General features: G+C 68.3%; 22 protein-coding genes and 1 pseudogene. 20 read left to right on the top strand and 3 right to left on the bottom strand.

The annotated features are described in order from the left end of the window. Positions 1-10 precede the first annotated feature (10 nt). On the top strand, positions 11-313 hold the full coding sequence (locus MNOD_RS23855; protein WP_015931521.1) for a hypothetical protein: 303 nt from the start codon (positions 11-13) through the stop codon (positions 311-313). 59 nt (positions 314-372) lie between these two features. Here the strand turns inward: MNOD_RS23855 and MNOD_RS47080 are convergent, their stop codons facing one another. Then, positions 373-747: a hypothetical protein gene (locus MNOD_RS47080; RefSeq protein ID WP_157091540.1), complete on the bottom strand. Its 375-nt coding sequence runs from the start codon at positions 745-747 to the stop codon at positions 373-375. A 106-nt stretch (positions 748-853) separates the two neighbouring features. Between MNOD_RS47080 and MNOD_RS23850 the strand changes: the two genes are divergently transcribed. From MNOD_RS23850 to MNOD_RS23765, 18 genes and pseudogenes are all read left to right on the top strand, one after another. Next, positions 854-1,171 (top strand): hypothetical protein, encoded by a 318-nt coding sequence (locus MNOD_RS23850; RefSeq protein ID WP_015931520.1) that lies wholly within the window; start codon positions 854-856, stop codon positions 1,169-1,171. A gap of 57 nt (positions 1,172-1,228) precedes the next feature. After that, the gene (locus MNOD_RS23845; RefSeq protein WP_015931519.1) at positions 1,229-1,564 is read left to right on the top strand and encodes a hypothetical protein; all 336 of its coding nucleotides are present in this window, start codon (positions 1,229-1,231) and stop codon (positions 1,562-1,564) included. A 26-nt stretch (positions 1,565-1,590) separates the two neighbouring features. Beyond that, a complete protein-coding gene (locus MNOD_RS23840) occupies positions 1,591-2,001 on the top strand; it encodes a hypothetical protein (RefSeq protein WP_015931518.1) in 411 nt (136 codons plus the stop codon). 9 nt (positions 2,002-2,010) lie between these two features. After that, positions 2,011-2,376 carry a phage tail protein gene (locus tag MNOD_RS23835; RefSeq protein ID WP_015931517.1) on the top strand — a complete coding sequence of 122 codons (366 nt, stop codon included), beginning with the start codon at positions 2,011-2,013 and terminating at the stop codon, positions 2,374-2,376. Then, on the top strand, positions 2,373-3,104 hold the full coding sequence (locus tag MNOD_RS23830; RefSeq protein WP_015931516.1) for a phage minor tail protein L: 732 nt from the start codon (positions 2,373-2,375) through the stop codon (positions 3,102-3,104). Before MNOD_RS23835 ends, MNOD_RS23830 begins: the two co-directional genes overlap by 4 nt. Then, complete coding sequence (locus MNOD_RS23825) at positions 3,082-3,900, top strand: NlpC/P60 family protein (RefSeq protein ID WP_015931515.1); 819 nt, start codon at positions 3,082-3,084, stop codon at positions 3,898-3,900. The genes MNOD_RS23830 and MNOD_RS23825 overlap by 23 nt, the downstream gene beginning before the upstream one ends. Then, the gene (locus MNOD_RS23820) at positions 3,897-4,460 is read left to right on the top strand and encodes a tail assembly protein (protein ID WP_015930586.1); all 564 of its coding nucleotides are present in this window, start codon (positions 3,897-3,899) and stop codon (positions 4,458-4,460) included. The genes MNOD_RS23825 and MNOD_RS23820 overlap by 4 nt, the downstream gene beginning before the upstream one ends. A gap of 7 nt (positions 4,461-4,467) precedes the next feature. Then, on the top strand, positions 4,468-13,167 hold the full coding sequence (gene gpJ / locus MNOD_RS23815; RefSeq protein WP_015931514.1) for a TipJ family phage tail tip protein: 8,700 nt from the start codon (positions 4,468-4,470) through the stop codon (positions 13,165-13,167). A gap of 2 nt (positions 13,168-13,169) precedes the next feature. Then, complete coding sequence (locus MNOD_RS23810) at positions 13,170-13,589, top strand: hypothetical protein (RefSeq protein ID WP_015930584.1); 420 nt, start codon at positions 13,170-13,172, stop codon at positions 13,587-13,589. Positions 13,590-13,592: 3 nt separating this feature from the next. Continuing rightward, positions 13,593-14,030, top strand: a complete 438-nt coding sequence (locus MNOD_RS23805) for a hypothetical protein (protein ID WP_015930583.1) — start codon at positions 13,593-13,595, stop codon at positions 14,028-14,030. A gap of 6 nt (positions 14,031-14,036) precedes the next feature. Further along, on the top strand, positions 14,037-14,486 hold the full coding sequence (locus MNOD_RS23800) for a hypothetical protein (protein ID WP_015931513.1): 450 nt from the start codon (positions 14,037-14,039) through the stop codon (positions 14,484-14,486). Between the two features lies 1 nt (position 14,487). Further along, positions 14,488-14,904, top strand: coding sequence for a hypothetical protein (locus MNOD_RS23795; protein WP_015931512.1), 417 nt, complete (start codon positions 14,488-14,490; stop codon positions 14,902-14,904). Then, a complete protein-coding gene (locus MNOD_RS23790; protein WP_015931511.1) occupies positions 14,901-15,263 on the top strand; it encodes a hypothetical protein in 363 nt (120 codons plus the stop codon). Before MNOD_RS23795 ends, MNOD_RS23790 begins: the two co-directional genes overlap by 4 nt. A gap of 116 nt (positions 15,264-15,379) precedes the next feature. Continuing rightward, a complete protein-coding gene (locus MNOD_RS23785) occupies positions 15,380-16,024 on the top strand; it encodes a glycoside hydrolase family 108 protein (RefSeq protein ID WP_015931510.1) in 645 nt (214 codons plus the stop codon). An 89-nt stretch (positions 16,025-16,113) separates the two neighbouring features. Continuing rightward, complete coding sequence (locus tag MNOD_RS23780) at positions 16,114-16,677, top strand: hypothetical protein (RefSeq protein ID WP_015931509.1); 564 nt, start codon at positions 16,114-16,116, stop codon at positions 16,675-16,677. A 28-nt stretch (positions 16,678-16,705) separates the two neighbouring features. Beyond that, on the top strand, positions 16,706-17,155 hold the full coding sequence (locus tag MNOD_RS23775; protein WP_015931508.1) for a hypothetical protein: 450 nt from the start codon (positions 16,706-16,708) through the stop codon (positions 17,153-17,155). Then, a complete protein-coding gene (locus MNOD_RS23770; RefSeq protein WP_015931507.1) occupies positions 17,155-17,526 on the top strand; it encodes a hypothetical protein in 372 nt (123 codons plus the stop codon). Before MNOD_RS23775 ends, MNOD_RS23770 begins: the two co-directional genes overlap by 1 nt. A gap of 105 nt (positions 17,527-17,631) precedes the next feature. Continuing rightward, positions 17,632-18,618: pseudogene (locus MNOD_RS23765) on the top strand (IS481 family transposase). Between the two features lie 85 nt (positions 18,619-18,703). On the opposite strand, the gene gltX reads toward MNOD_RS23765, so the two are convergent. Further along, positions 18,704-20,131, bottom strand: a complete 1,428-nt coding sequence (gene gltX / locus MNOD_RS23760; RefSeq protein ID WP_198157651.1) for a glutamate--tRNA ligase — start codon at positions 20,129-20,131, stop codon at positions 18,704-18,706. Positions 20,132-20,355: 224 nt separating this feature from the next. Beyond that, positions 20,356-20,694, bottom strand: coding sequence for a hypothetical protein (locus MNOD_RS47075; protein ID WP_050783390.1), 339 nt, complete (start codon positions 20,692-20,694; stop codon positions 20,356-20,358). Between the two features lie 109 nt (positions 20,695-20,803). On the opposite strand from MNOD_RS47075, the gene MNOD_RS47070 reads away from it, so the two are divergent. Beyond that, positions 20,804-21,112 (top strand): hypothetical protein, encoded by a 309-nt coding sequence (locus tag MNOD_RS47070; RefSeq protein WP_157091539.1) that lies wholly within the window; start codon positions 20,804-20,806, stop codon positions 21,110-21,112. Positions 21,113-21,140: the final 28 nt, after the last annotated feature.

The raw sequence follows: 21,140 nt of genomic DNA, 5'->3' as shown, positions 1-21,140 counted from the left end.
GAGACATATGATGGACAGCGAGACGGTTGAGACGCTCGGGATCGAAGAGACCTCGAAGGGCATGATCAAGAGGAGCGTCAGGACATCGCGTTATGAAACAGCGACAGAGACCTCGATAACGGCGGCCAAGGGCTCAGTCACCATGTACATCGGCCCGCTGCGCGACGGCTCCATCCACATTGGCGGCGGCTGGGAGACCTACACCCCCGATGAGGCAGAGGCTGTCGCTGCTCGACTGGTGACAGCCGCTGCTGAAGCGAGGGCCGCTGCGGCAGCGCCGGATTACTCCGGCATCACCGCAGCAAGCATTTGATGCGCAGCGAGGCAAGGTGATCCATATGGCACAGCCGCGCGCGGATCTGCAGAACGTAATCAGTTCTCCGGTGCATCTTTCAAAACAGGAAGCCGCTCTAATTCTGATGCGAGATCTCGAAGCTCTTCGGCGATCTCGCGGCTGGAGGCAAAGGATATGGCGTGCGCCTCGGCCGTATCAATCTTCAGAATGAGCTGTCCATCTGGGCTCCATGCCGCTTCATACCGCAGAGCAGTCAGCTCTGGTAGCGCGTGCGGTCCGGCGAAATATGTTTCCTGGATTTTATGAATAAGCTGGCCACCTAGTGCGACTGGCAAGCGGATCGTACCGGTCGTCCCGTCATCGAATTCTGCAAATATCAGCGTGTCACTGTTGTTGTGAGTTACACTTCCCAGGCACATCATCCTCAAGTGGTGTTCGCTCTTTTCCGCCACTATGATTTCTCCATCGGCTTGGTTGGCGCCTCCGATGGTGAAAGGGCCGGGTGAGCAAAGCAAGCTCCCCGGCCTAACTCTACGTCCACTCACACAGGATCACCCCATGAATCGTCGCTCGCTGCTGGCGATGCTCGGGCTCGCGCCCGTGGCCGCCCCCCTCGCCCTGGCCGCCGCCAAGCAGGCCGTCCACGAGAACGTGCTGATCAGCTCCGCAGCCAGCATCCAGAACCTGACGGTGGCCGGGTGGGCGCCCGGTCACTCTGACACCGTCATCGAGGGGGACCGGATCACCTGCGGCTCAATCCGAGCCGACCGGATCACCTGCGGCTCGATCACCCCCGGCCACCTCTTCGAGACCTCGATCGATCCCTTCTGCACCGGTCAGGACCGCCTGATCGGCGCTCTCAGCTTCGGCGCCTGACAGGCGCTGCACCCTGCGCGGCCCGGGGATCACGGCCGCTCATCCAAGGAGCACCCCTTGTCCCGATCCAACCCGAAGCCCCCGATCGACCGCACCGCCCCGGACGCCCAGGTGCCGCCTGTGCCTCCGCCGGCGCCCGAGGCCGCCCCCCAGGCCTCCGGCGACGTGCCGATGCCCACGGTCGAGAACAACCCGCCCTGCGTCTTCAAGCCGGGCGCCGGCATCACCACGGGCGACGTGATCGAGATCGCCCTGATGTTCTGGATCCAGCTCACCAACAGCCCGGTCCAGGTCGAGAAGGGCGCCCTGCGCAGCGTCACCCTCGCGCCCGAGCGGGTCGAGCAGCTCAGCGACAGCGCCCGCCGCTTCATGACCCCGCTGGGGCAGCACTGAAAGCCTGACAGGCCAGGAGCAGATCGATGGCAGATCAGACCCTACAGCTCGACCTCAACGCGACCGCGGTCCAGCGCGGCACGCCCGTGGCGGTCTTCCGCCGCGGCTTCGATGCCTTCGCGATGCGAGGTCCCGTCCAGATCCAGGGCGCGAACGGCACCTCCGTGCAGGGCGTGATCGTCTCCACCGAGGTCGGGCGCTTCTTCAATCTCTGCCAGCGCTTCGTCGGGCAGAACGTGTATGCCGCGCCCGCGGCCGCGGCGACGCCGGGCTACTTCGCACCGGACGCGGCGCTGTTTGATGCGCTGGAGAAGGAGTACGGCCGCGAGGCGCTCTACCCGCTGGAGCCCTACACCGTGCTGATGGTGACGGTCCCGATGCAGTCGCCCACGCCCATGGCCGGGCCGGGCTACCCGGTTCCCACGCTGTCGGCATAAGGGCTGGCCTTGGCCTACCCGACCTTCCCCACGCTCGGGATCGGCTCCTACGGGCCGGTCACGACGGGCTCGTCGCGGAGCTCCAGGATGGCGGTGCTCACCGCCACCTTCGGCGACCGCTACAGCCAGCGCACGGGCGACGGCATCAATCCGCTGACCCGGGACTTCAACTACCGCTCCGTCCCGCTCGCAGCTGACAAGATCGAAGCGCTGGAGGCCTTCCTGGTCAGCCGCAAGGGCTACCTGCCCTTCCTGTTCCAGGTCCCGTACGAACCGGCGCCCCGGCAGTTCATCTGCGACACCTGGACCACCGACTATTCGGACCGGCTCCAGAGCACGCTGACGGCGACGTTCAAGGAGAACTTCGATCCGTGACCTCTCCGAATACCGCGCTCATCCGCGCGGGCCAGAGCCTCACGCCGGGCGATCTCGTCGCGCTGTTCATCATCGACCTGTCGCCGATCCGGGTGAACCAGCAGTTCGCGTTCACGTCCGAGGCGGACCGGGCGCGCGGCCCGCTGACGTTCCGGGGCGTGACCTACACGCCGCTCGACGTGAAGGCCGAGGGCTTCGAGATGACCGGCCACGGGCAGATGCCCCAGCCGAAGATCAGCGTCTCGAACGCCACCCGGCTGATGAGTTCCGCGACCCTGCTCTACCAGGACCTGATCGGCGCCCGGCTCATCCGGACGCGCACCTATGCGCAGTTCCTGGACGGCGGGGAGACGCCCGATCCCGAGGCGGCCTACGCGCAGGACCTCTACCGCTTCGAGCAGAAGGTCGAGCACTCGAAGCACCAGATCGTCTGGACCCTCGCGGCCGACATGGATCAGGAGGGCCGCGAGCTGCCCGCCCGGCTGATCGTCCGCGACATCTGCCTGTGGCGGTACCGGCGCTGGGACGCTGAGAAGGGGGACTGGGACTATTCCCACGTGACGTGCCCCTACACGGGCCCTCAGGCCTACGACCGGTTCGGCAACCCCACCACGCCCGACAAGGACGAGCCCAGCCGGCACGTCACCACCTGCTGCAAGGTCCGCTTCGCCGCCGCCGCGCCACTGCCCTTCGGAGGCTTCCCCGGTGTCGCTCGCGTTCGCGTTTGACGACGGCCTCACCACCCGCTGGAGCGCCGCGGTGGACGCTCACAAGCGCCACGCGCACGCGCAATGGCCGCGCGAGGCCGGCGGCCTGATCCTCGCGGACGGCTCCTATGCCCCGCTGCGCAACATCGCCGGCGAGCCGTTGACGGAGTTCGAGACCGATCCGGCCGAGGTCGAGGCGGTGAGCGGGCACCGCTACCTCGCGGTGCTGCACTCGCACTGCTCGGTCGAGGAGCCCGCGACCGGCAAGGTCACCCCGCCGCCGGACTGCCCCTCGGGCGCCGACATGGAGGCCCAGATGGCGACGGCGGTGCCGTGGGGCATCTCGCTCTGCCTCTCGACCGGCTGCGCCGACCCGTTCTGGTTCGGGGATCAGGTGCCGCGCCCGCCGCTGCTCGGCCGCCCGTTCCGGCACGGGGTCAACGACTGCTATAGCCTAGGGCGCGACTGGCACCGCGAGGTGGCCGGGATCGAGATCCCCGACGTCGTGCGCGACCCGGACTGGTGGCAGCCGCGGGACGGCCAGCCCCAACTCGATCTCTACCGCGACGGCTTCGAGCGGGCGGGCTTCCGGCGCGTCGAGCGCGGCCCCGAGGGCCCGCTGCCGGGCGACTGCTTCCTGTGCCGCGTCCGCTCCCCCGTGCTGAACCACGGCGGGATCTACATCGGGGGCGGCCTCATCCTGCACCACCTCGCGCACCAGCTGTCCGGTCGCGACCCCGCCTCGGTCTGGCGGAGCAAGCTCGACTTCCTGGTGCGCCACACGGATCTGCCCGACGACTGGAGGCCTCCGGCATGATGCGGACCGTGCGCCTCTACGGCTCCCTGGCCGAGCAGTTCGGCTCCTCCTTCCGCCTCGACGTGCGCTCGCTGGCGGAGGCCTGCCGCGCGCTCGGCGCGCAACTGCCGGGATTCCGGCAGGCGATCGAGGAAGGCCGGTTCCGGGTCACCCTCGGCCGGAGCCGGCGCACCGGCTGGCAGCTGGACAAGGATCTGATCAGCTTCGGGCTGCCCGAGGGCGACCTGCACATCGTGCCGGTGATCCGCGCCCGCAAGTCCGGCATGTCGATCGGCAAGATCATCGTCGGCACGCTGATTGCGGTCGCCACCTGGTGGATGGGCGGCCCGGCGTGGCTGATCAGCATGGGCGCCATGGTTGCCCTCCAGGGCGTGTCCTCCCTGCTGTCCCCCAAGAAGAAGACCGAGAAGCAGAAGAAGTCCTACATGTTCCAGGGCGCCGACAACGTCTCGGAACAGGGCATCCCCGTGCCGCTCATTTACGGGCGCGCCATGGTGAACCCGATCACGATCTCTGCTGGCGTGACCACGGCCAACAGCACCGGCCTGCCGACCGCGTAAGGACATCATGGACCGCATCGATTTCGATCCGGCCCCCGCGCCGGAGGACAGCGTGCGCCAGGACGCTCCGATCCGGGGCAGGAAGTCCTCCTCCGGCCGCGGCAAGACCGGCGGCTCGGGCTCGACCGCGCCCGACACCCTATTCTCGAACGCCACGGTCCGCCTGGTGGACCTGCTCGGCGAGGGCGAGATCACGGGCGTCGTCGGCGGCCTGAAGGGCGTCTACTTCAACGACGTGCCGGTCCAGAACGCGGACGGCACCTTCAACTTCAAGGGCCTCTCGGCCGACTTCCGCACCGGCACGCCGGATCAGTCCTACATGCCCGGCTATCCCGAGGTGGAGACGCCGCGGGAGGTCGGGGTCAAGGTCACCAAGGCGACGCCGGTCACCGCCTCGATCAGCGACGGCGAGGCCGACCGGGCCCGCGTCATCATCGAGCTGCCGGCGCTGTTCCTGGCCAAGAACGACGGCTCGGTCCGCCAGAACAGCGTCAGCTTCCGCATCGAGGCCCGCTACAGCGGCGGGCCGTGGGTGAACCAGCTCGGCGACCTCACCATCACCGGCAAGAACACCTCGCCCTACTTCGTGTCCTACGAGGTTGCCCTGCCGCGCAATCCGGCCGGGTCGAGCCCGCCCTGGCAGGTGCGGGTCACCCGCCTGACCGACGACACCGACGGCTTCAACACCAGCCAGGACAAGTGGACCAGCCAGAGCGACCTCGTCTTCTATTCGCTCACCGCGATCCAGGACGCCAAGTTCAGCTATCCGCATTCGGCCCTGGTCGGCCTGACCGCGGACGCGAGCAACTTCGGCTCCTCCGTCCCGGCCCGGACGTATCTGGTCGACGGCCTGCTCATCAAGGTGCCGTCGAACTACGACCCGATCGCGCGCACTTATTCCGGCATCTGGGACGGCACGTTCAAGGAGGAGTGGACCGACAACCCGGCCTGGGTGTTCTTCGACGTGCTGTGGAACGACCGTTACGGGCTCGGCGAGTTCATCAGCGTCGAGAGCATCGACAAGTGGACGCTGTACGAGATCGGCCGCTACTGCGACGTGCCGGTCGCGGACGGCCGCGGCGGGCAGGAGCCGCGCTTCCGCTTCAACGCCCAGATCAGCACCCAGCAGGATGCCTTCGATCTGCTGCAGCAGATCAGCGCGATCTGGCGCGGCATGGCCTACTGGTCCTCGGGCGCGGTCACGGCCACCCAGGACCGGCCCGACGACGTCCGCCAGCTGGTCACGCCGGCCAACGTCATCGAGGGGCTGATCACCTACAGCTCCTCGGGGCGCAAGGCCCGCCACACCGTGGCGCTGGTCAGCTGGACCGACCCGGACAATCTGTTCAAGCCGCAGATCGAGGTGGTCGAGCACGGCGAGGGCATTGCCCGCTACGGCTACAATCCGACCAAGATCGACCTGCTCGGCTGCACCAGCCGGGGCCAAGCCCACCGCGAGGGCCTGTGGCGCCTTCTGGTCGAGAACTACGCCACGCAGACCGCGACCTACCGGGCGGGCCTCGACCATGCCGTGCGCCGCCCCGGCGACATCATCGCGATCGCCGACCCGCAGATCAGCACCATCGACGCCGGCGGGCGCCTGAAGGCCGGCTCGACGGCCTCGACCCTCCTCCTCGACCGCCCGGTCACCCTGAAGAGCGGCGTGCCCTACGAGATCTCCGTCACCCTGCCGGACGGCAGCGTGGCGGAGCGGCAGATCGCGACCCTGGCCGGCGTCGACCTCACCGAGGTCAACGTCTCGCCCGCGCTGCCGGCCGTGCCGGACGCCGCGGCGGTGTGGCAGATCGCCGGCGAGGTGGTGCCGCAGCTGTTCCGGATCGTCGGGATCAAGGAGGTCGAGCCGCACATCTACGAGATCCAGGCGCTCCAGCACGAGCCCTCGATCTATGCGGCCGTAGACGACGGGGCGGCCTTCGAGCCGCTGACCATCGGCGAGTTCCCGAACGTCGTTCTCGCCCCGACGAACCTGTCGGTGAGGGAGAGCACCTATTTCGAGAACAACCTGCCGCGGCAGAGCCTTCTCCTCAGCTGGACGGCCGGCCAGCCCTTCAACTCGGTTGCCTACTACGTCACCGCGGTGAAGCCGAACGGCTCGCTGGTGACCCTACCGAAGCGCAGCACCACCTCGGCGGACTTTGACGACGCGGCCACGGGCGAGTGGACCTTCATCGTCCAGGCGGAGGGGTTGAACGGCCGCCTCTCGGAAGCTGCCCAGATCATCTACACGGTCCAGGGCTGGGAAGGCCTGCAGGGGCCGACCGTCACCGGCCTGCAGGTCAAGGGCGGCGGCAGCGTCTTCACGGGGCGGAGCTGCACCCTGGAGTGGGGCCTGACCTGGCCGGCGGACGTGAGGCCCTACGAGGTCGGCTACGCCTTCCGGGTCTTCGACGCGGACACCACCGCGCTCCTCCACACCGAGATCATCACCGCCGCGCAGGCGACCTACGACTACGAGGAGAACCTCAACGAGGGCGGGCCGCGGCGGCGCTTCCGCGTGTCGGTCGCCGCGCGCGACGCGATCGGCCGCGAGAGCCAGCCCGCGGTGCTCGTCGTCTCCAACCCGCCGCCCGGCGTGGTGGTCCCCACCGCCACCTGGACGACGGAGAGCATCGCGGTCCAGTACACCCCGCCGGGCGACCCGGATCTCCGGGGCGCCCTCATCTGGGTCAGCAGGACGTCCGGCTTCAACCCGCTGACGACGGCGCCGGTCTACGATGGGCCGAACACGCTCCAGTTCTTCACGGCCGATCCGGACACGTGGTACTACGTCCGGGTCGCGCTCTACGATGACTTCGGCAAGAACCCGGCCGAGCTGAACATCTCGGGCGAGATTGCGGTCCGCACGAACGACCTCATCATCGACGTCCAGGCGCCCGACATCCCGAGCGGGCTGACGCTCGCGACCGCACTCGAGGTCTCGGCGACCGGCGTTGCCAGCTCGCGCATCGACGCCGTCTGGAACCCGGTTGGCTCCACCAACATGGGGTATTTCGAGTTTGAGATGACGGAGGGCGACGGCGTCACGAACCCTTCGTGGACCCGCGACGCCGCCGATGCGGGCCAGCCCAAGTTCACGTGGCGCAACCTGAAGCCGGGGCAGCTCTATGCGGTTCGTGTTCGCTCGGTGAACAAGACCCGCGAGGCGGTCTCGGGCTGGTCCCCGATCGCCACCATCACCGCGGCCAAGAACACCAACAAGCCCGGCGCCATCACCAACTTCACCGTGGACGCCGCCTACCGGACGGCAAGCCTGTCGTGGACCAATCCGAGCGACCCGGACCTTGCCGCGATCGAGGTGTGGATCGGGACGCGCGACGACGGGGCGGACGCCACCCTGTTCGCCAAGGTGCCGGTCCCGCTCAACTTCTTCAGCGACACCACCCTGGAGATCGTACAGACCCGCAAATACTGGGTGCGGCCGGTCAACAGCTCGGGCGCGGCCGGCGACTTCGTCGGCCCGAAGACGGCGACCACGGCGGCTCTCCCGGCGGCGGCGCTCCAGAACGAGACCATCGACGCCACCAAGATCGCCTCATCCATCGTGGCGCCGGCCGTGGTCACCAGCCTGCCGGATCCGGCGACCTGGACCGGCCCGAAGCTCGCCTACAACGCGACGGACGGCAAGCTCTACCGGCTCGTGAACGGCGCCTGGACGGCGGCGGTTGCGGCGGTCGATGTCGGACCGGGCCTGACCGCGGCCCAGATCGCCAGCGTCAATGCGGCGGCGGTCGCCGGCCAGCTCACGAAGGAGCAGATCGCGAGCATCAACGCGGCCTCGGTCGTCGGCCAGATCGTCGCCGCGCAGATCGAAAGCATCACGGCGGCTCAGATCAGCGGGCAGCTCACGGCCTCGCAGATCGTCTCGCTGGCAGCCACCCAGATCTCCGGCACTCTGTCGGACAGCCAGCTCGCCGCCATCAGCGCCTCGAAGCTGGTCGGGCAGGTGGTCGCTTCGCAGATCGCCTCGCTCGCCACCTCCCAGCTCACCGGCACGATTTCGGATGCGCAGATCGCCCAGCTCTCGGCCGCCAAGGTCGCAGGGCAACTCTCCGACGCCCAGCTTGCAGGCATCAGCGCCTCCAAGCTCGTCGGACAGGTGGTCGCGAGCCAGATCGCCTCGCTGACCGCCGCGCAGATCACGGGGCAGCTCACAGCGGCCCAGATCACCTCACTGACGGCTGCCCAGATCACCGGGCAGATCGGCCGGACGCAGATCGCGGACAGCGCCATCGACACGCCCCAGCTCAACGCGGGTGCGGTCTCGACCGCGAAGCTCGCCGCCTGGGCAGTCACGGCCTCGAAGCTCGCCGTGGCGAGCCTGAACCTCGCGACCAACGGCGGCCTCCAGCAGGGTTCCTCCGGCTGGGTCGCTGGCCCGGGTAACACGGGCGTCAACCCGATCGTGGAGGGCATCCGCACCGACTACGCGCCGGCCGGCATGCGGGTGCTCTCGGCCCGCTACGATACGGCCCCGACCACGGGGACCTACGCCGAATTCATCTACTCCAACCCGGATGCGAGCGGGGCCGGGCAGCGCATCCGAGTTACGGGCGGCGCGCTCTACGAGGTCTCGGCCTACATCTCGGCCCACCGCTGCTCGGCTTACGTGTCGATCATCTGGTGGGACGCCGCCGGTACCTACATCACGGAAGCCACCGGCAACAGCATCGTCGCGACGCAGCTCGCCTCCGGCTCCTCCCTGGCGGACTGGGACAAGTTCGCCCGCTCCTGGGTGATCGCCACCGCGCCGGCCAACGCCGCCTTCGCAGACATCCGTATCCGCTGGACCGGCTTCGGCATCCAGCCCTACTGCATGGCCGGCGGGCTGCTGTTCGCCCAGGCGGTCGCGGGCCAAACCGAGCCGAGCCCGTATTCCGACGCGGGCGTCACCATGATCGAGGGCAGGAACATCCGCACGGGCTCGATCTACGGCGACCGGCTTGTTGCCCGCACCATCACCGCAGGGCAGATCGCCACGGGAACAATCACGGCCACGGAGATCGCCGGCTCGACCATCACGGCCGACAAGATCGCCGGCCGCACCATCACGGCCTCGCAGATCGCGACCGGGACGCTCACCGCCACCGAGCTGGCGGCGGGCTCGGTGACCACCTCGAAGCTCGCGGTCGCCAGCCTGAACCTCGCCATCAACGGCGACATGGGCAACCTGAACACGCTGGGCAATCCGGCCGCCTGGAGCAGCGACAGCTCCGGCCTTGCCGGCGCCACCATGCTCCCCAGCGGGGTCGACTACCTCTACTGCCCGGCCGGCCTGCGGGCCATGAAGGTCGCCGCCACCGCGGTTCCGACCAACCAGGGCTCGATCGGGCAGGTCTGGTTGAGCCGGGTCGAGACGGACGGCACTCTCTATCCCTTCTCGGTGCGCGCCGGCACGACTTACGAGGTCTCGGCCTACCTCAGTGCCCACCGCTGCACCGCCTATGTCGGGTTGGTCTGGTATGACGCCAACCAAGCCTATATCGGCGAGACCTGGGGCAGTCAGATCGTCAACTGGGGCGGCAGCATCTACAACTCCCAGGCGGATTGGGAGCAGTTTGGCCGCTCGAAGCTGATCGTCATCGCCCCAGCCGGTGCAGTCTACTGCCGGCCTTACGTCCGCTATGGGATCACATGGTATCCGTCAGACCCTGCACCGCCCTACTGCTTCATCAGCGGTGTGATGCTGGCGGTCGCAGTGGCAGGGCAGACGGAGGTCTCGCCCTTCTCGCCGGCCGGCCTCACCACCATCAACGGCGCCTCGATCCGCACCGGCTCGGTTGCCGCCGACAAGATCATCGCGAAGTCGATCACCGCAGGCCAGATCGCCACCGGCACCATCACGGCGACCGAGATTGCCGGATCCACGATCACCGGGGATCGGATCGCCGGCAACACCATCACGGGCGGCAACATCCAGGCGGGCAGCCTGACCGCGCGCGAACTCGCGGCCGGCTCCGTCACCACCTCGAAGCTCGCGGTCTCCAGCTACAACGTCGCCTACAACACGGAGCTGGCGCAGAGCACCCGGGGCTGGAGCATCTCCGGCACGAGCTGGGGTGCGAACATGCCCCTGATCTGGCAGGAAACCCTTTGGGTGCCGGCCGGCGCGACGGGCCTCCGGCTCACCTGCGACGTCGCGGCGGCGGCCGTCCCGGCAGGCGGCTACTTCGAGCTGTTGCACGGCCGCGCCACCGCCACCGGCCTCTGGGCCTTCTACCCCTGCGTGGGCGGATCCTTCTACGAGTTCAGCGTCTACGCGACGGGGCACCGCTGCGCGCCCCAGATGTATGTCCAGTTCCTCGACGCGGCCGGGAACCATGTCGCCTACGCGGGCGGCGTGGTCGGTGCCCCCAACCAGGGCGTGGCCGGCGGCGCCCTGAAGGACTACCCCCGCCTCGGGTTCATCGCCCAGGCTCCGAGCAACGCAACCCAGTTCCGAGTCATGTATCGGGGCGTCAACATCACGGGTGACAACCCGATCGTGATGCTCGCCGGCATGATGTATGCGGGCGCCCGCGCCGATCAGACGGAGTGTTCGCCCTACACCCCACCCGGGGTCACGCTGATCGACGGCGGCACCGTCATGACGCACACGCTCGCGGCGGACCGACTCGTCGCACGGTCGATCACCGCCGGGCAGATCGCGGTCGGCGCGATCACGGCAACCGAGATCGCCGGCTCGACCATCACGGGCGACCGCATCGCCGGGTCGACCATCACCGGAGACAAGATCCAGGTCCGCACCATCACCGCGGCCAATATTGCCGGCCAGACCATCACGGCCTGGGAGATCGCCGGCAACACCATCACGGCAAACCAGATCGCCGGCCAGACCATCCTCGGCTGGAACATCGCCGGCCGCACGATCTCGGCGGACAAGCTCGTCGCCAACTCGATCACGGCGGGCGAAATCCAGGCCGGCGCCATCGGCGTCGATCAGCTCGCGGCGGGCGCGATCACGGCCGACAAGATCGGCGTCGGGCTCAACTCGACCAACCTGCTCTACAACTCGGACTTCAAGGCGGGCGCGGCCAATGCGATGCCGCCGGGCGTTACCGGCTGGGGATCGAGCGTCACGGTCAGCGCCCCGTATGTCGGGCTCAACCAATCGGGCCCCGGCTGGCAGCCGACCGGCATGGGCTCGCTCCAGATGTCGTGCGCCGGCACGCCGCCGGCGGGCCAGATCCTGGATGCGTATCTGGCCTACCCGCGCCAGGACGGTGCGTGGGAGACCAAGTTCCCGGTTGTCGGGGGCAAGCGGTATGAGGTGTCCGGCTATGTGAGCGCCCACCGCTCGCAGGCCTACATGGTGGTGTCGTGGTTCGACGCGGGCGGCATCTATCTCGGGGCTACGACGACGACCGTCGTTGAGAACCAGCAGTCGAGCGGCAACCTGAACGCCTGGGCACGCTGCACCGGCATGGGCACCGCGCCGGGTGACGCCGCGACGGCGACCGTCTCGTTGCGCATGGCCTTCAACGGCGGCAACGGACCCTACAACTTCTGGAGTGGCATTTACTTCGCCCAGGCGAAGGCCAACCAGACCCAATACTCGGACTGGGCGCCGGGCTCCTCGACCGTGATCTGGGGCGATACCATCGCCACCGGCACCATCCATGCCAACCGGATCACCGCCGGGACGATCACGGCCGACCGGATCGCCGCGAACGCCATTACCGGCGGCCGGATCGCCGCCAACACCCTCACCGGCTGGCACGTGGCGGCGAACTCGATCTATGCGGACAAGATCGCGATCGGCGGTGGGCAGGCGCTCACCTCGTGGATGGGTTCGGACACCACCAAGATCAACGGCGGCGCCATTCAGGCCAACTCGATCCTGGTCAACTCCCTGGTCGTCGGCCTGCGCGGCGTCCGCACGGTGAGCCTCGATTTCTCGGTCGACAAGACCACGCGCGTCCTCTCGTGGACCGCAGGCTACGTCCTGTGGATCGATGACACGGGTGCCAACCGGGCCGATCAGGTCGCAGCCGGCAGCTTCAACACGGGCGGCGGCTACACCTATGTCTGGTGGAACAAAACCACGCCGGGCCAACTGTATGCCGCCAGGGACAACTGGCCCGACATCTTCAGCGACAAGAACGCGGTGCTGCTGGCGTCGTATGATGGGTACGCTGGGATCAACAACTTCGGCGGCGGCACGATCATCGACGGATCCCGGATCAACACCGGCACGATCACCGCCAACCAGATCGCGGCCAACGCCATCCAGGCCAGCCACATCGCGGCCGGACAGATCACTGCGGAGAAGATCGGCGCCGGGCAGGTCACTGCGGACAAGATCGGGGCCGGCACCATCACGGCGGGGGACATCTTCGTCGGGAACACGCAGTTCGTCCTCCAGGCCAACGGCGGCGCCCCGCGCATGTTCGTGCGCGACGGCGGCGGCAACCTGCGGGTGCTGATTGGCCAGACGAACGGCTTTACCCCGCGCGGTGGCGACTGGGGCATCGCGATGTGGGGGAACGACAACACCTACATCCTCGGCCCGGACGGCGTGAACGGCGGCGGCATCTGGGTCAGCTCGATCGCCGCCGACAAGCTCTCGGTGACGCAGCTCTCCGCCATCACCGCCAACGTCGGCACGATGACCGCCGGCCTGCTTCAGAGCGGCGATGGGCAGATGCAGGTCGACCTCACCAACAAGCGCATCCTCATCTGGGGCTGACCGTGGTTTGGCGCACCCTCATCGGGCAGCACCCGACCGGGCATCAGGGGCTGTTCGTCTCGAAGCCCGGCTACGACGCACTGGCCTGCGACCCGACCAACCACTCGCAGTGGATGTTCTCCTCCGCTGCGGGCCGGATGGCGAACATCCTCCAGGCGGGGACGAGCAATCTCGATCAGGTCGTCACCATCCCGGACATCGGCTACTACCCCTGGTACTACTTCGACCGCTACGACCCCTCCGCCGGACAGCTCGCCCAAGAAGAGGCCGTGTATGGAGGCAACTACGGCTTCCCGCGCTTCCAATTCCAGTACCTGAACCGAGCCCAATTCAGGATCGCGAAGCTGCGGCCGGACTTGGATCCCAACGCCGTGCCGGGTTATTTCCGGTACGTGGTCCTCACCTTGCCGATCAAGGCATAGCTCATGACCTGGCGAACTCATATCGGACCTGGGGCCTTCCGGGTGATGCGCCCCGGCTTTGATGTCTTCACCCCGTCCTGGGACGGGATCCTGCTGGACCTGTTCGTCCGGTCGGGTCAGCTCCTGGAGCACGGCATCGTCACCCTCGGGGCTCACCCGACCTCGTCAGGGGCGAAGCAGGCCACGGTCGGCATCGGGCCCTACGGCGTCACCCCGGACGTGATCCCGATCGCGGTGCGCCCGAACGGCACGGTCCAGTGGCCGCCGGTGGCCCTCCAGTCGAGCGGAAGTGCCTTCAACTCAGTGGTCCCGCGCCACACCATGAAGCTCCGGATCGCGACGAACCAGTTCGTGATCTCGTGCTTCGGCGCTGGCGGCACCTACACCGAGCTGCCGGACAAGATCATGTACCTCGTCTATCGCCGCCAGACCTTCTCGTGAGACCCCATGGCCTTCAACGCTCAGTTCAATGTCAACGGCGATCCGCTGAAGATCTGGAACCACGGCGGTGGCGCGCCGGGCGATCCGCTCGACCCGGCCCTGATCTTCTCGGCTCAGTACCCGCCGGCCGTGGCCGAGGAGTTCATCTTAGGCTCGCCTGCAGATATGACACAGGCGTGGCGTCCCCGGGTCGAGACCGCCCGCGCATACTATACCTTCCCGTGGATCTGTGGGACCTACATCAACAATGACGGGACCATCTTCCCGATGGGGGCGCTCGTCATCACCAACGCGCAAGGCGTCGCCCAGGCCTACTGGGTCTGCCAGTACACCCTGACCCCGCTCGGCGACGGGCGCTTTGCCATCGACTGGTCTGTCCAGGGCGGCGGCACCTCCGGCACAGGGATGATCACGGCCGGCACCCTCAAGTTCTGGGTGCTGGGCAGAGGAGACTGACGTGTTCTTCATCTACAACGACGCGGGCCGCATCACCCAGATGGTGGGCCAGAGCCAACCCGGCTACGCCGACCTGCTGCGCGAGGCCGGGCAGACCTTCGTGGAGGTCGGCCAGGACATGACCGACACCTACGTGGACCTGAGCAGCGGCACGCCGGCCCTGAAGCGGCGCCCGGAGCTGGCGGGCGAGTTCGACAAGACTACCCTCAAGCCGTTCGAGCAGGCGACGCTGCCCGGCGTGCCGGCCTGCAGCATCGTGGTCGAAGAGGGCCCGCTCGGGCCCGGCCAGACCCCGCACCCGGGCGGCGACCTCGTGATCGGCTTCGTGGTGCCGGGCACTTACCGCGTCGCGACCGAGCCGTTCCCGTATCGGCGGCGTGTCTTCACCCTCACCGTCACGGAGCCGTCTGCCCCATGAGCCTGATCCTCGGCCCGAGCCTGGCGCAGTTCCAGGACCTGGCCTACGCCGCCCTGATGCGCTTCTACGCCGAGATCGGCCAGAAAGAGCGCTCGGCGGTGCAGCGCGCCATGGACACCAACAAGGCGGCCCAGGCCCGCGCCTTCCTCTCTTCGGGCGTGCGCTCGGTGATGCTGGAGGAGGAAGCCCGGATCCGCGGCCTCACGGTTGCGCAGCTGGCCCGGCAGGTCGATGCCGCAGCCAGCACGGCCGAGCAGATCGAGCTGGCGCGTGTCGCCTGCGCGCAGGAGGTCTACGCCGCCACCGACCATCAGGGCGTCCTGGCGGCGCTCAAGAAGCGCGGCATCCCGCTCGCCTAAGCCCGGCGCCGCCGGTCCCCTGATCCGGGGCTCAGGATCACGGCGAGAGCGCCGCGTGCCGCCTGATCCGTCCGCCCCCAGCCCTTCCGCTCCCCCCTGACAATCGGAGATCCCCCATGGCCGCGTCGTCCTACGACCGGGCGCTGAAGCTCGTCCTTGCGCACGAGGGCGGCTACGTCGATCGCCCCGACGACCCTGGCGGGCCGACCAACCTCGGGGTGACCCTCGGCACGCTCTCGGCAGTGCTTGGGCGGCCCGCCACCCGCGCTGACGTTCGGGCGCTCACGCCTGCCAAAGTGGCCCCGATCTACCGCACCCGCTATTGGGACGCGGTGCGCGGCGACGAGCTGCCGGCCGGCGTCGACTACGCCGTATTCGACTTCGCGGTGAACAGCGGGCCGGCCCGGGCGGCCATCGCGCTGCAGCGCCTGGTCGGCGTGGCGGATGACGGCGTGATCGGCGCGGTGACCCTGGCGGCGGTCGCGCGGACGGATCAGCGCTGGCTGGTCAACGCACTCTGCGACAGCCGCTTGGTCTTCATGAAGTCGCTGACGAAGAGCTGGCCGGTCTTCGGAAAGGGCTGGACGAAGCGGGTGGCCGGCGTGCGGACGGAAGCACTCGCCCTGGTCACGGCACCGGTCGTCGTGACCGCGACCACCATGGTGCGGCCTGCAGGCGGTGCGCCGCCGAAGGCGGGCACGGTGCAGACAGGCGGCCTGCCACAGGCGCTCAAGCGCCTGTGGCGCGGCAAGGCTGCCTGAACCGTTCCGGACAGTTCCCCCCGAGCCGGCCGGGCCCGCCGCGCGCACGCCCCCTCTCTGGAACAGGAGAGGGGTGGAGACCTCCTCACATGGATTGGCTTCAGTTAGCCGGGCAGCTCGCGCAGGTCGGGCTACCCTCTCTCGGCACGCTCATCGGCACGACGCTTGCCGGGCCGCTCGGCGGCGGCATCGGCGGCGCCCTCGGCAAGGGCGCGGCCGCCGCGATCGGCGCGGCGCTGGGCGTGCCGGCCACCCCGCAGGCGATCAGTCAGGCGGTGCAGGCCGACCCGACCGGCGCGCAGCTCAAGCTCGCCGAGATCGACGCCGCGGCGAAGGAGCAACTGGCCGAATTGGCCGACCTCGCCAACGCCCGGCAGATGCAGCTCGGGCTGGCGCAGGCCAGTCACTGGACCGCTTCCATGCCGGCGATCGTCACGCTCGCGATCCTCGCCGCCTGGGCGCTGCTGACCAGCGCGCTCTACTTGATCCAGGGCGAGATCCCCGAGCGGGTCTACCAGCTCTTGAGCCAAGCCTATGGCGCAGCCAACCTTGCGCTGGGCACCGCCATCGCCTTCTGGCTCGGCTCCTCGCGCTCCAGCCAGCAGAAGGACGCGCAACTCAGCGCCATCCTGCCGAGCGTGGTGAAGCGCTGACGGCGATCGAAGGAGCCAGGAGGCCAGCATGCCCACCAGCAATGTCGGGATGACCTCCCTCAACAAGACCCGCTCGACGGAATGGCTGCTGGCGTGCTGCGCCATCGCGTGGGGCTGCGCCATCCTCCAGCCCGGCGAGTTGTTCGAGATCTCCTCGGACCAGATGCTCGGGCTCATCATGCGCGAGACCACGTGGGGGGCTCTTGCCATCCTGATCGGCTGCTTGCGCTGCCTCGGGCTCGCAGTAAACGGCTGGTGGAGGCGGTCACCCATCCTGCGCGCATTGGGCTCCTACGCGTCCGGCTTCTTCTGGTTGTCTCTGTGCATCCTGCAGTTCGCAGCAGCGCGCAAGTCGGGTCTGGGCCTTCCGCCGGGGGTGTACTTCTACATCGTCTTCTTCGGGTTCGAGGGATGGTGCCTCGCTGCGGCCGGCTACGACATGCAGAAGGCAGGCGCTTTCTCGATGCGGGGGCGCTGATGTCGCCAGAGGCGAAGGAGCTGTTCGATTACCTGCTGGCCTTCGCCGGCCCCGGCGCAGCGGGCGGCATTATCCTGGCGATGTTCGGTTGGCTGAAGGCGCGGGCCGAGAAGCCGCACCTTGCTCCGCCCTCGGTTGGAGGCGAGGGATTGGCGCAGATCGGCGGCATGGTGATGGGCGAGCGGACGGCCCGAGAGCTGATCGATGGGCTTCATGCGGTCGCCGCCTCCTACGATCGATGCACGCTCGTCCGCGAAGCCGAGATGGCGATGCGGAAGCGGCACCGGGAGGAGATCCACGAGGAGCGCCGGCAGACGGTGGATGCGATCCGGTCGCTCGCCGATCGCATCAGGGATGTCCGGTTGAACTAGCTGTTTGGTCGCGGAACATTGTTGGGATCAGGTGCGTTGGGCAATTGAGGGGTAGGCCTGGCGCTTCGAGCCCTCCCAGCGCTCCTCCTCCAGGTGGGCGCGCTGATGCTCGCAATCCATCCCAATGCCCGCACCACCCCAGCCGTGCGCGCCGAAATCGCCCGCTCCGCCGAGCCCTCCGGCGTGCTCGCGAAGCGCTACGGTGTCTCCACCGAGACCATCCGCAAATGGCGCAAACGCGGGCCGGATGACTGCCAGGATCGCTCCGCAAGGCCCCACAAACTGCCCTGGAAAGCCAGCGATGAGGAGCGCGCCATCGTGAGCGCGCTCCGCCGCGCCACCGGCTTTCCACTCGATGATCTCACCTTCATCGTCAGCCACTTCCTACCTCACCTGAACCGGGACGCGGTCTACCGCATCCTCAAGGCCGAGGGTCTCAACCGCCTCACCCCCGCCGAGCGTGCGCGCAAGCCCCACAACTCCTTCAAGGAGGACGAGGTCGGCTTCGTGCACCTGGACGTGAAGCACCTGCCCAAGCTGCGCGACAAGGACGGCGTCACGCGAAAGCGCTACCTGAACGTCGCGATCGACCGTGCCTCGCGCTACGTGCACCTGGCCGTCAAAGATGACGAGACCGCCGCGTCCGCTGTGGCCTTCCTGGAGGCGGCGCTCGCGGCCCTGCCGTTTCGGGTTACGCACATCCTGACCGACCGGGGCTCCTGCTTCACTTCGGATAACTTTGAGAAATCCTGCCGGCAGCACAAGATTGAGCATCGCACAACTCGGCCCTATACGCCACGCACCAACGGATTGGTCGAGCGCTTCAACGGGCGTGTGCAGCGCGAAGTGTTGGGCATCACGATCTATAATCACCGTGCTCTTGAGACCGTGCGGGCCGGCTTCAACACGGCCTACAATGGCCGTCGTTAGCGGGCCCTGAAGGGCCGCTCACCCGACATGGTGTTGCGTGAGCGACTGAAGGCGAACCCTGCATTGGCCAAGCCCGCCGCGAAGCCGCCTGATCCGGACGCGCTCCCCAAAGCGCTCAAGGTTGTGGCGGCTGCCAAGGAGGTTTCGCATCCAGACAGCTAGTCCCTTCAGCCCGCCCGCGATGCGCGGTGGATCCGGGCGGGCCGGCCGGCGCGGCCGCGGGCCGGCCCGCCCGATCAAGCATAAATCAGGCCGCGCGCGCTTGGTCGCGCAGGCGCCCGAGGCTCTCCTCGCGGCCGAGCACCGCCATCACGTCGAAGAGGCCGGGCGAGGTGGCGCGGCCGGTCAGCGCCGCCCGGAGCGGCTGCGCCACCTGCCCGAGCTTCACGCTCGCCGCCTCGGCGAAGTCGCGCACGGCCTGCTCGGTCGAGGCGGCGCTCCAGTCGGAGAGGGCTTCGAGGCGCGGCAGCACGCCCGCGAGCCGCTCGCGCCCGCCATTGCCGAGCAGGCCCACGGCCCGGTCGTCGAGGGCCAGGGGGCGCGGGGCATAGAGGTAGTAGGCGCTGTCGAGCAGCTCGACCAGGGTCTTCGCCCGCTCCTTCAGCCCCGGCATGGCGGCGAGGAAGCGCTGGCGCAGCGCCGGATCGAGCCGGGTGGGCAGCCCGCGCGGGGGGCCCTGCGTCGGCAGGATCGCCTCGATGGCCGCCACCAGCTCCTCGTCCGCCGTGCTGCGGATGTAGTGACCGTTCAGGTTCTCGAGCTTGGCGAAGTCGAAGCGGGCGGGCGAGCGGCCGATCTGCTTCAGGTCGAAGGCCCGGATCATCTCCTCGGTGGAGAAGATCTCCTGGTCGCCGTGGCTCCAGCCGAGGCGCACGAGGTAGTTGCGCAGGGCGCCCGGCAGGTAGCCGAGATCCCGGTAGGCATCGACGCCGCGCGCCCCGTGGCGCTTGGAGAGCTTCGCGCCGTCCGGCCCGTGGATGAGCGGGACATGCGCCATGCTGGGCACCGCCCAGCCCAGCGCCTCGTAGATCTGGGTCTGGCGCGCCGCATTGGTGAGGTGCTCGCCACCGCGGATCACGTGCGTGACGCCCATGTCGTGGTCGTCCACCACGACGGCGAGCATGTAGGTCGGCGTGCCGTCCGAGCGCAGCAGCACGAGGTCGTCGAGATCCTTGTTCTGCCAGACCACCCGGCCCTGGACCTCGTCCTCCACCACCGTCTCGCCCTCGGTGGGCGCGCGCAGACGGATCACCGGCTTGGCCCCGGGAGGCGCCTCGGAGGGGTCGCGGTCGCGCCAGCGCCCGTCGTAGCGCAGGGGCCGGCCCTCGCGCCGGGCGGCCTCCCGCATCTCGGCGAGTTCCTCCGGCGTGGCGTAGCAGCGATAGGCCCGGCCCGAGGCCAGGAGGCTCTCGGCCACCTCCTGGTGCCGGGCGGCGCGGGCGAACTGGTAGACGACCTCCCCATCCCAATCGAGGCCGAGCCAGGACAGGCCGTCGAGGATCGCGTCGATGGCGGCCTGCGTCGAGCGTTCGCGGTCCGTGTCCTCGATGCGCAGCAGCATCCGGCCGCCAGTCTTGCGGGCGTAGAGCCAGTTGAACAGCGCCGTGCGGCCTCCGCCGATGTGGAGGAAGCCCGTGGGCGACGGGGCGAAGCGCGTGACGACGGAGGACATCAGCAACGAGAACCGGTCAGGAGGAAGCGGGGGACGGGTGCCGGGCAGCCTAGATCGTTCCGGTCGACCCGCCGACGAGGCGTCCGGTAGCATGCGCGCGACCGGGCGTTAAGGAATCCACGGAAAACCCCGCCATGGCACGCGGAGATCCGAGCGGCCCATAGAGCAGCAGGTCCTTGCGGGTGGACTGGCCGGGCTGCTTCAGCTCCTCCCGAAGACGGCCGCACTCAAAGACGACGCGCTCGAAGAAGCGCTCGAAGACGGTCGCGCAAGAAGCTGCCGCGGTCGAGCCGATCCATCGTCGCCTCGTCCAAGATGAGGGCATCGGGGGCGACGGCCGGCAGCTTGTGGGCCCGCATGGCGGCGCGCCGGCCTGAATAGCTGGAGCCCATCTCGGAGATAGCTTTGCCGCGATAGAGGGTCGAAGTCGCGCCGACCGCCTGCACCGCGGCCAGGAAGCTTCGAGCGAACTCCACCGAAGTCGGATCGTCCAGCGTCGCGACCTCGACTTGGGTGAACGGAATCCCTGCGTTCCAATCGGTGTACTGCGATAGTAGAACGGCCACGGGGCGGCCCTCTGCCCGAAACAGCCACAATCCGTTGTTTAGCGCGACGAAGGGTTTTGCCCCCCCCGACATCCATGTCCCAGTACTGACGCAGCGAGACGGCGATCTGGTGCTGGTCACCGTGGACCAGGAGGCTGGAGATCGAGAGCGGATCACTGTCATCGACTTGGTGCACGCCCAGCAGGGTGGTCTTGAATGGGGCGAGTCGCACCGTAATGGCATATTGCAGGTCAAGAAGCAGATGCGCGCCGAACTCGCGTCGCGAGCTGACGATCCCGTTGATCTGCTCGGGGCCGAAATGTGCGGCCAGCGCTTCCCAGGCGAAATTGAAGTGCGTGGGCATCGATGCTGTCTCCGAGCGGGTTTCTGCGGACGGTACTTGGCGCAGATCAGTCATGGTCAGACCCCGCTGGGTTGATGGCGACATCGCTCCCGATGTCACCGCC

The organism is Methylobacterium nodulans ORS 2060 (assembly GCF_000022085.1).
Taxonomy (GTDB): Bacteria; Pseudomonadota; Alphaproteobacteria; order Rhizobiales; family Beijerinckiaceae; genus Methylobacterium; species Methylobacterium nodulans.
The sequence above is the reverse complement of the archived record's forward strand: the minus strand, read 5'-3'. Positions and strand labels throughout refer to the sequence as shown.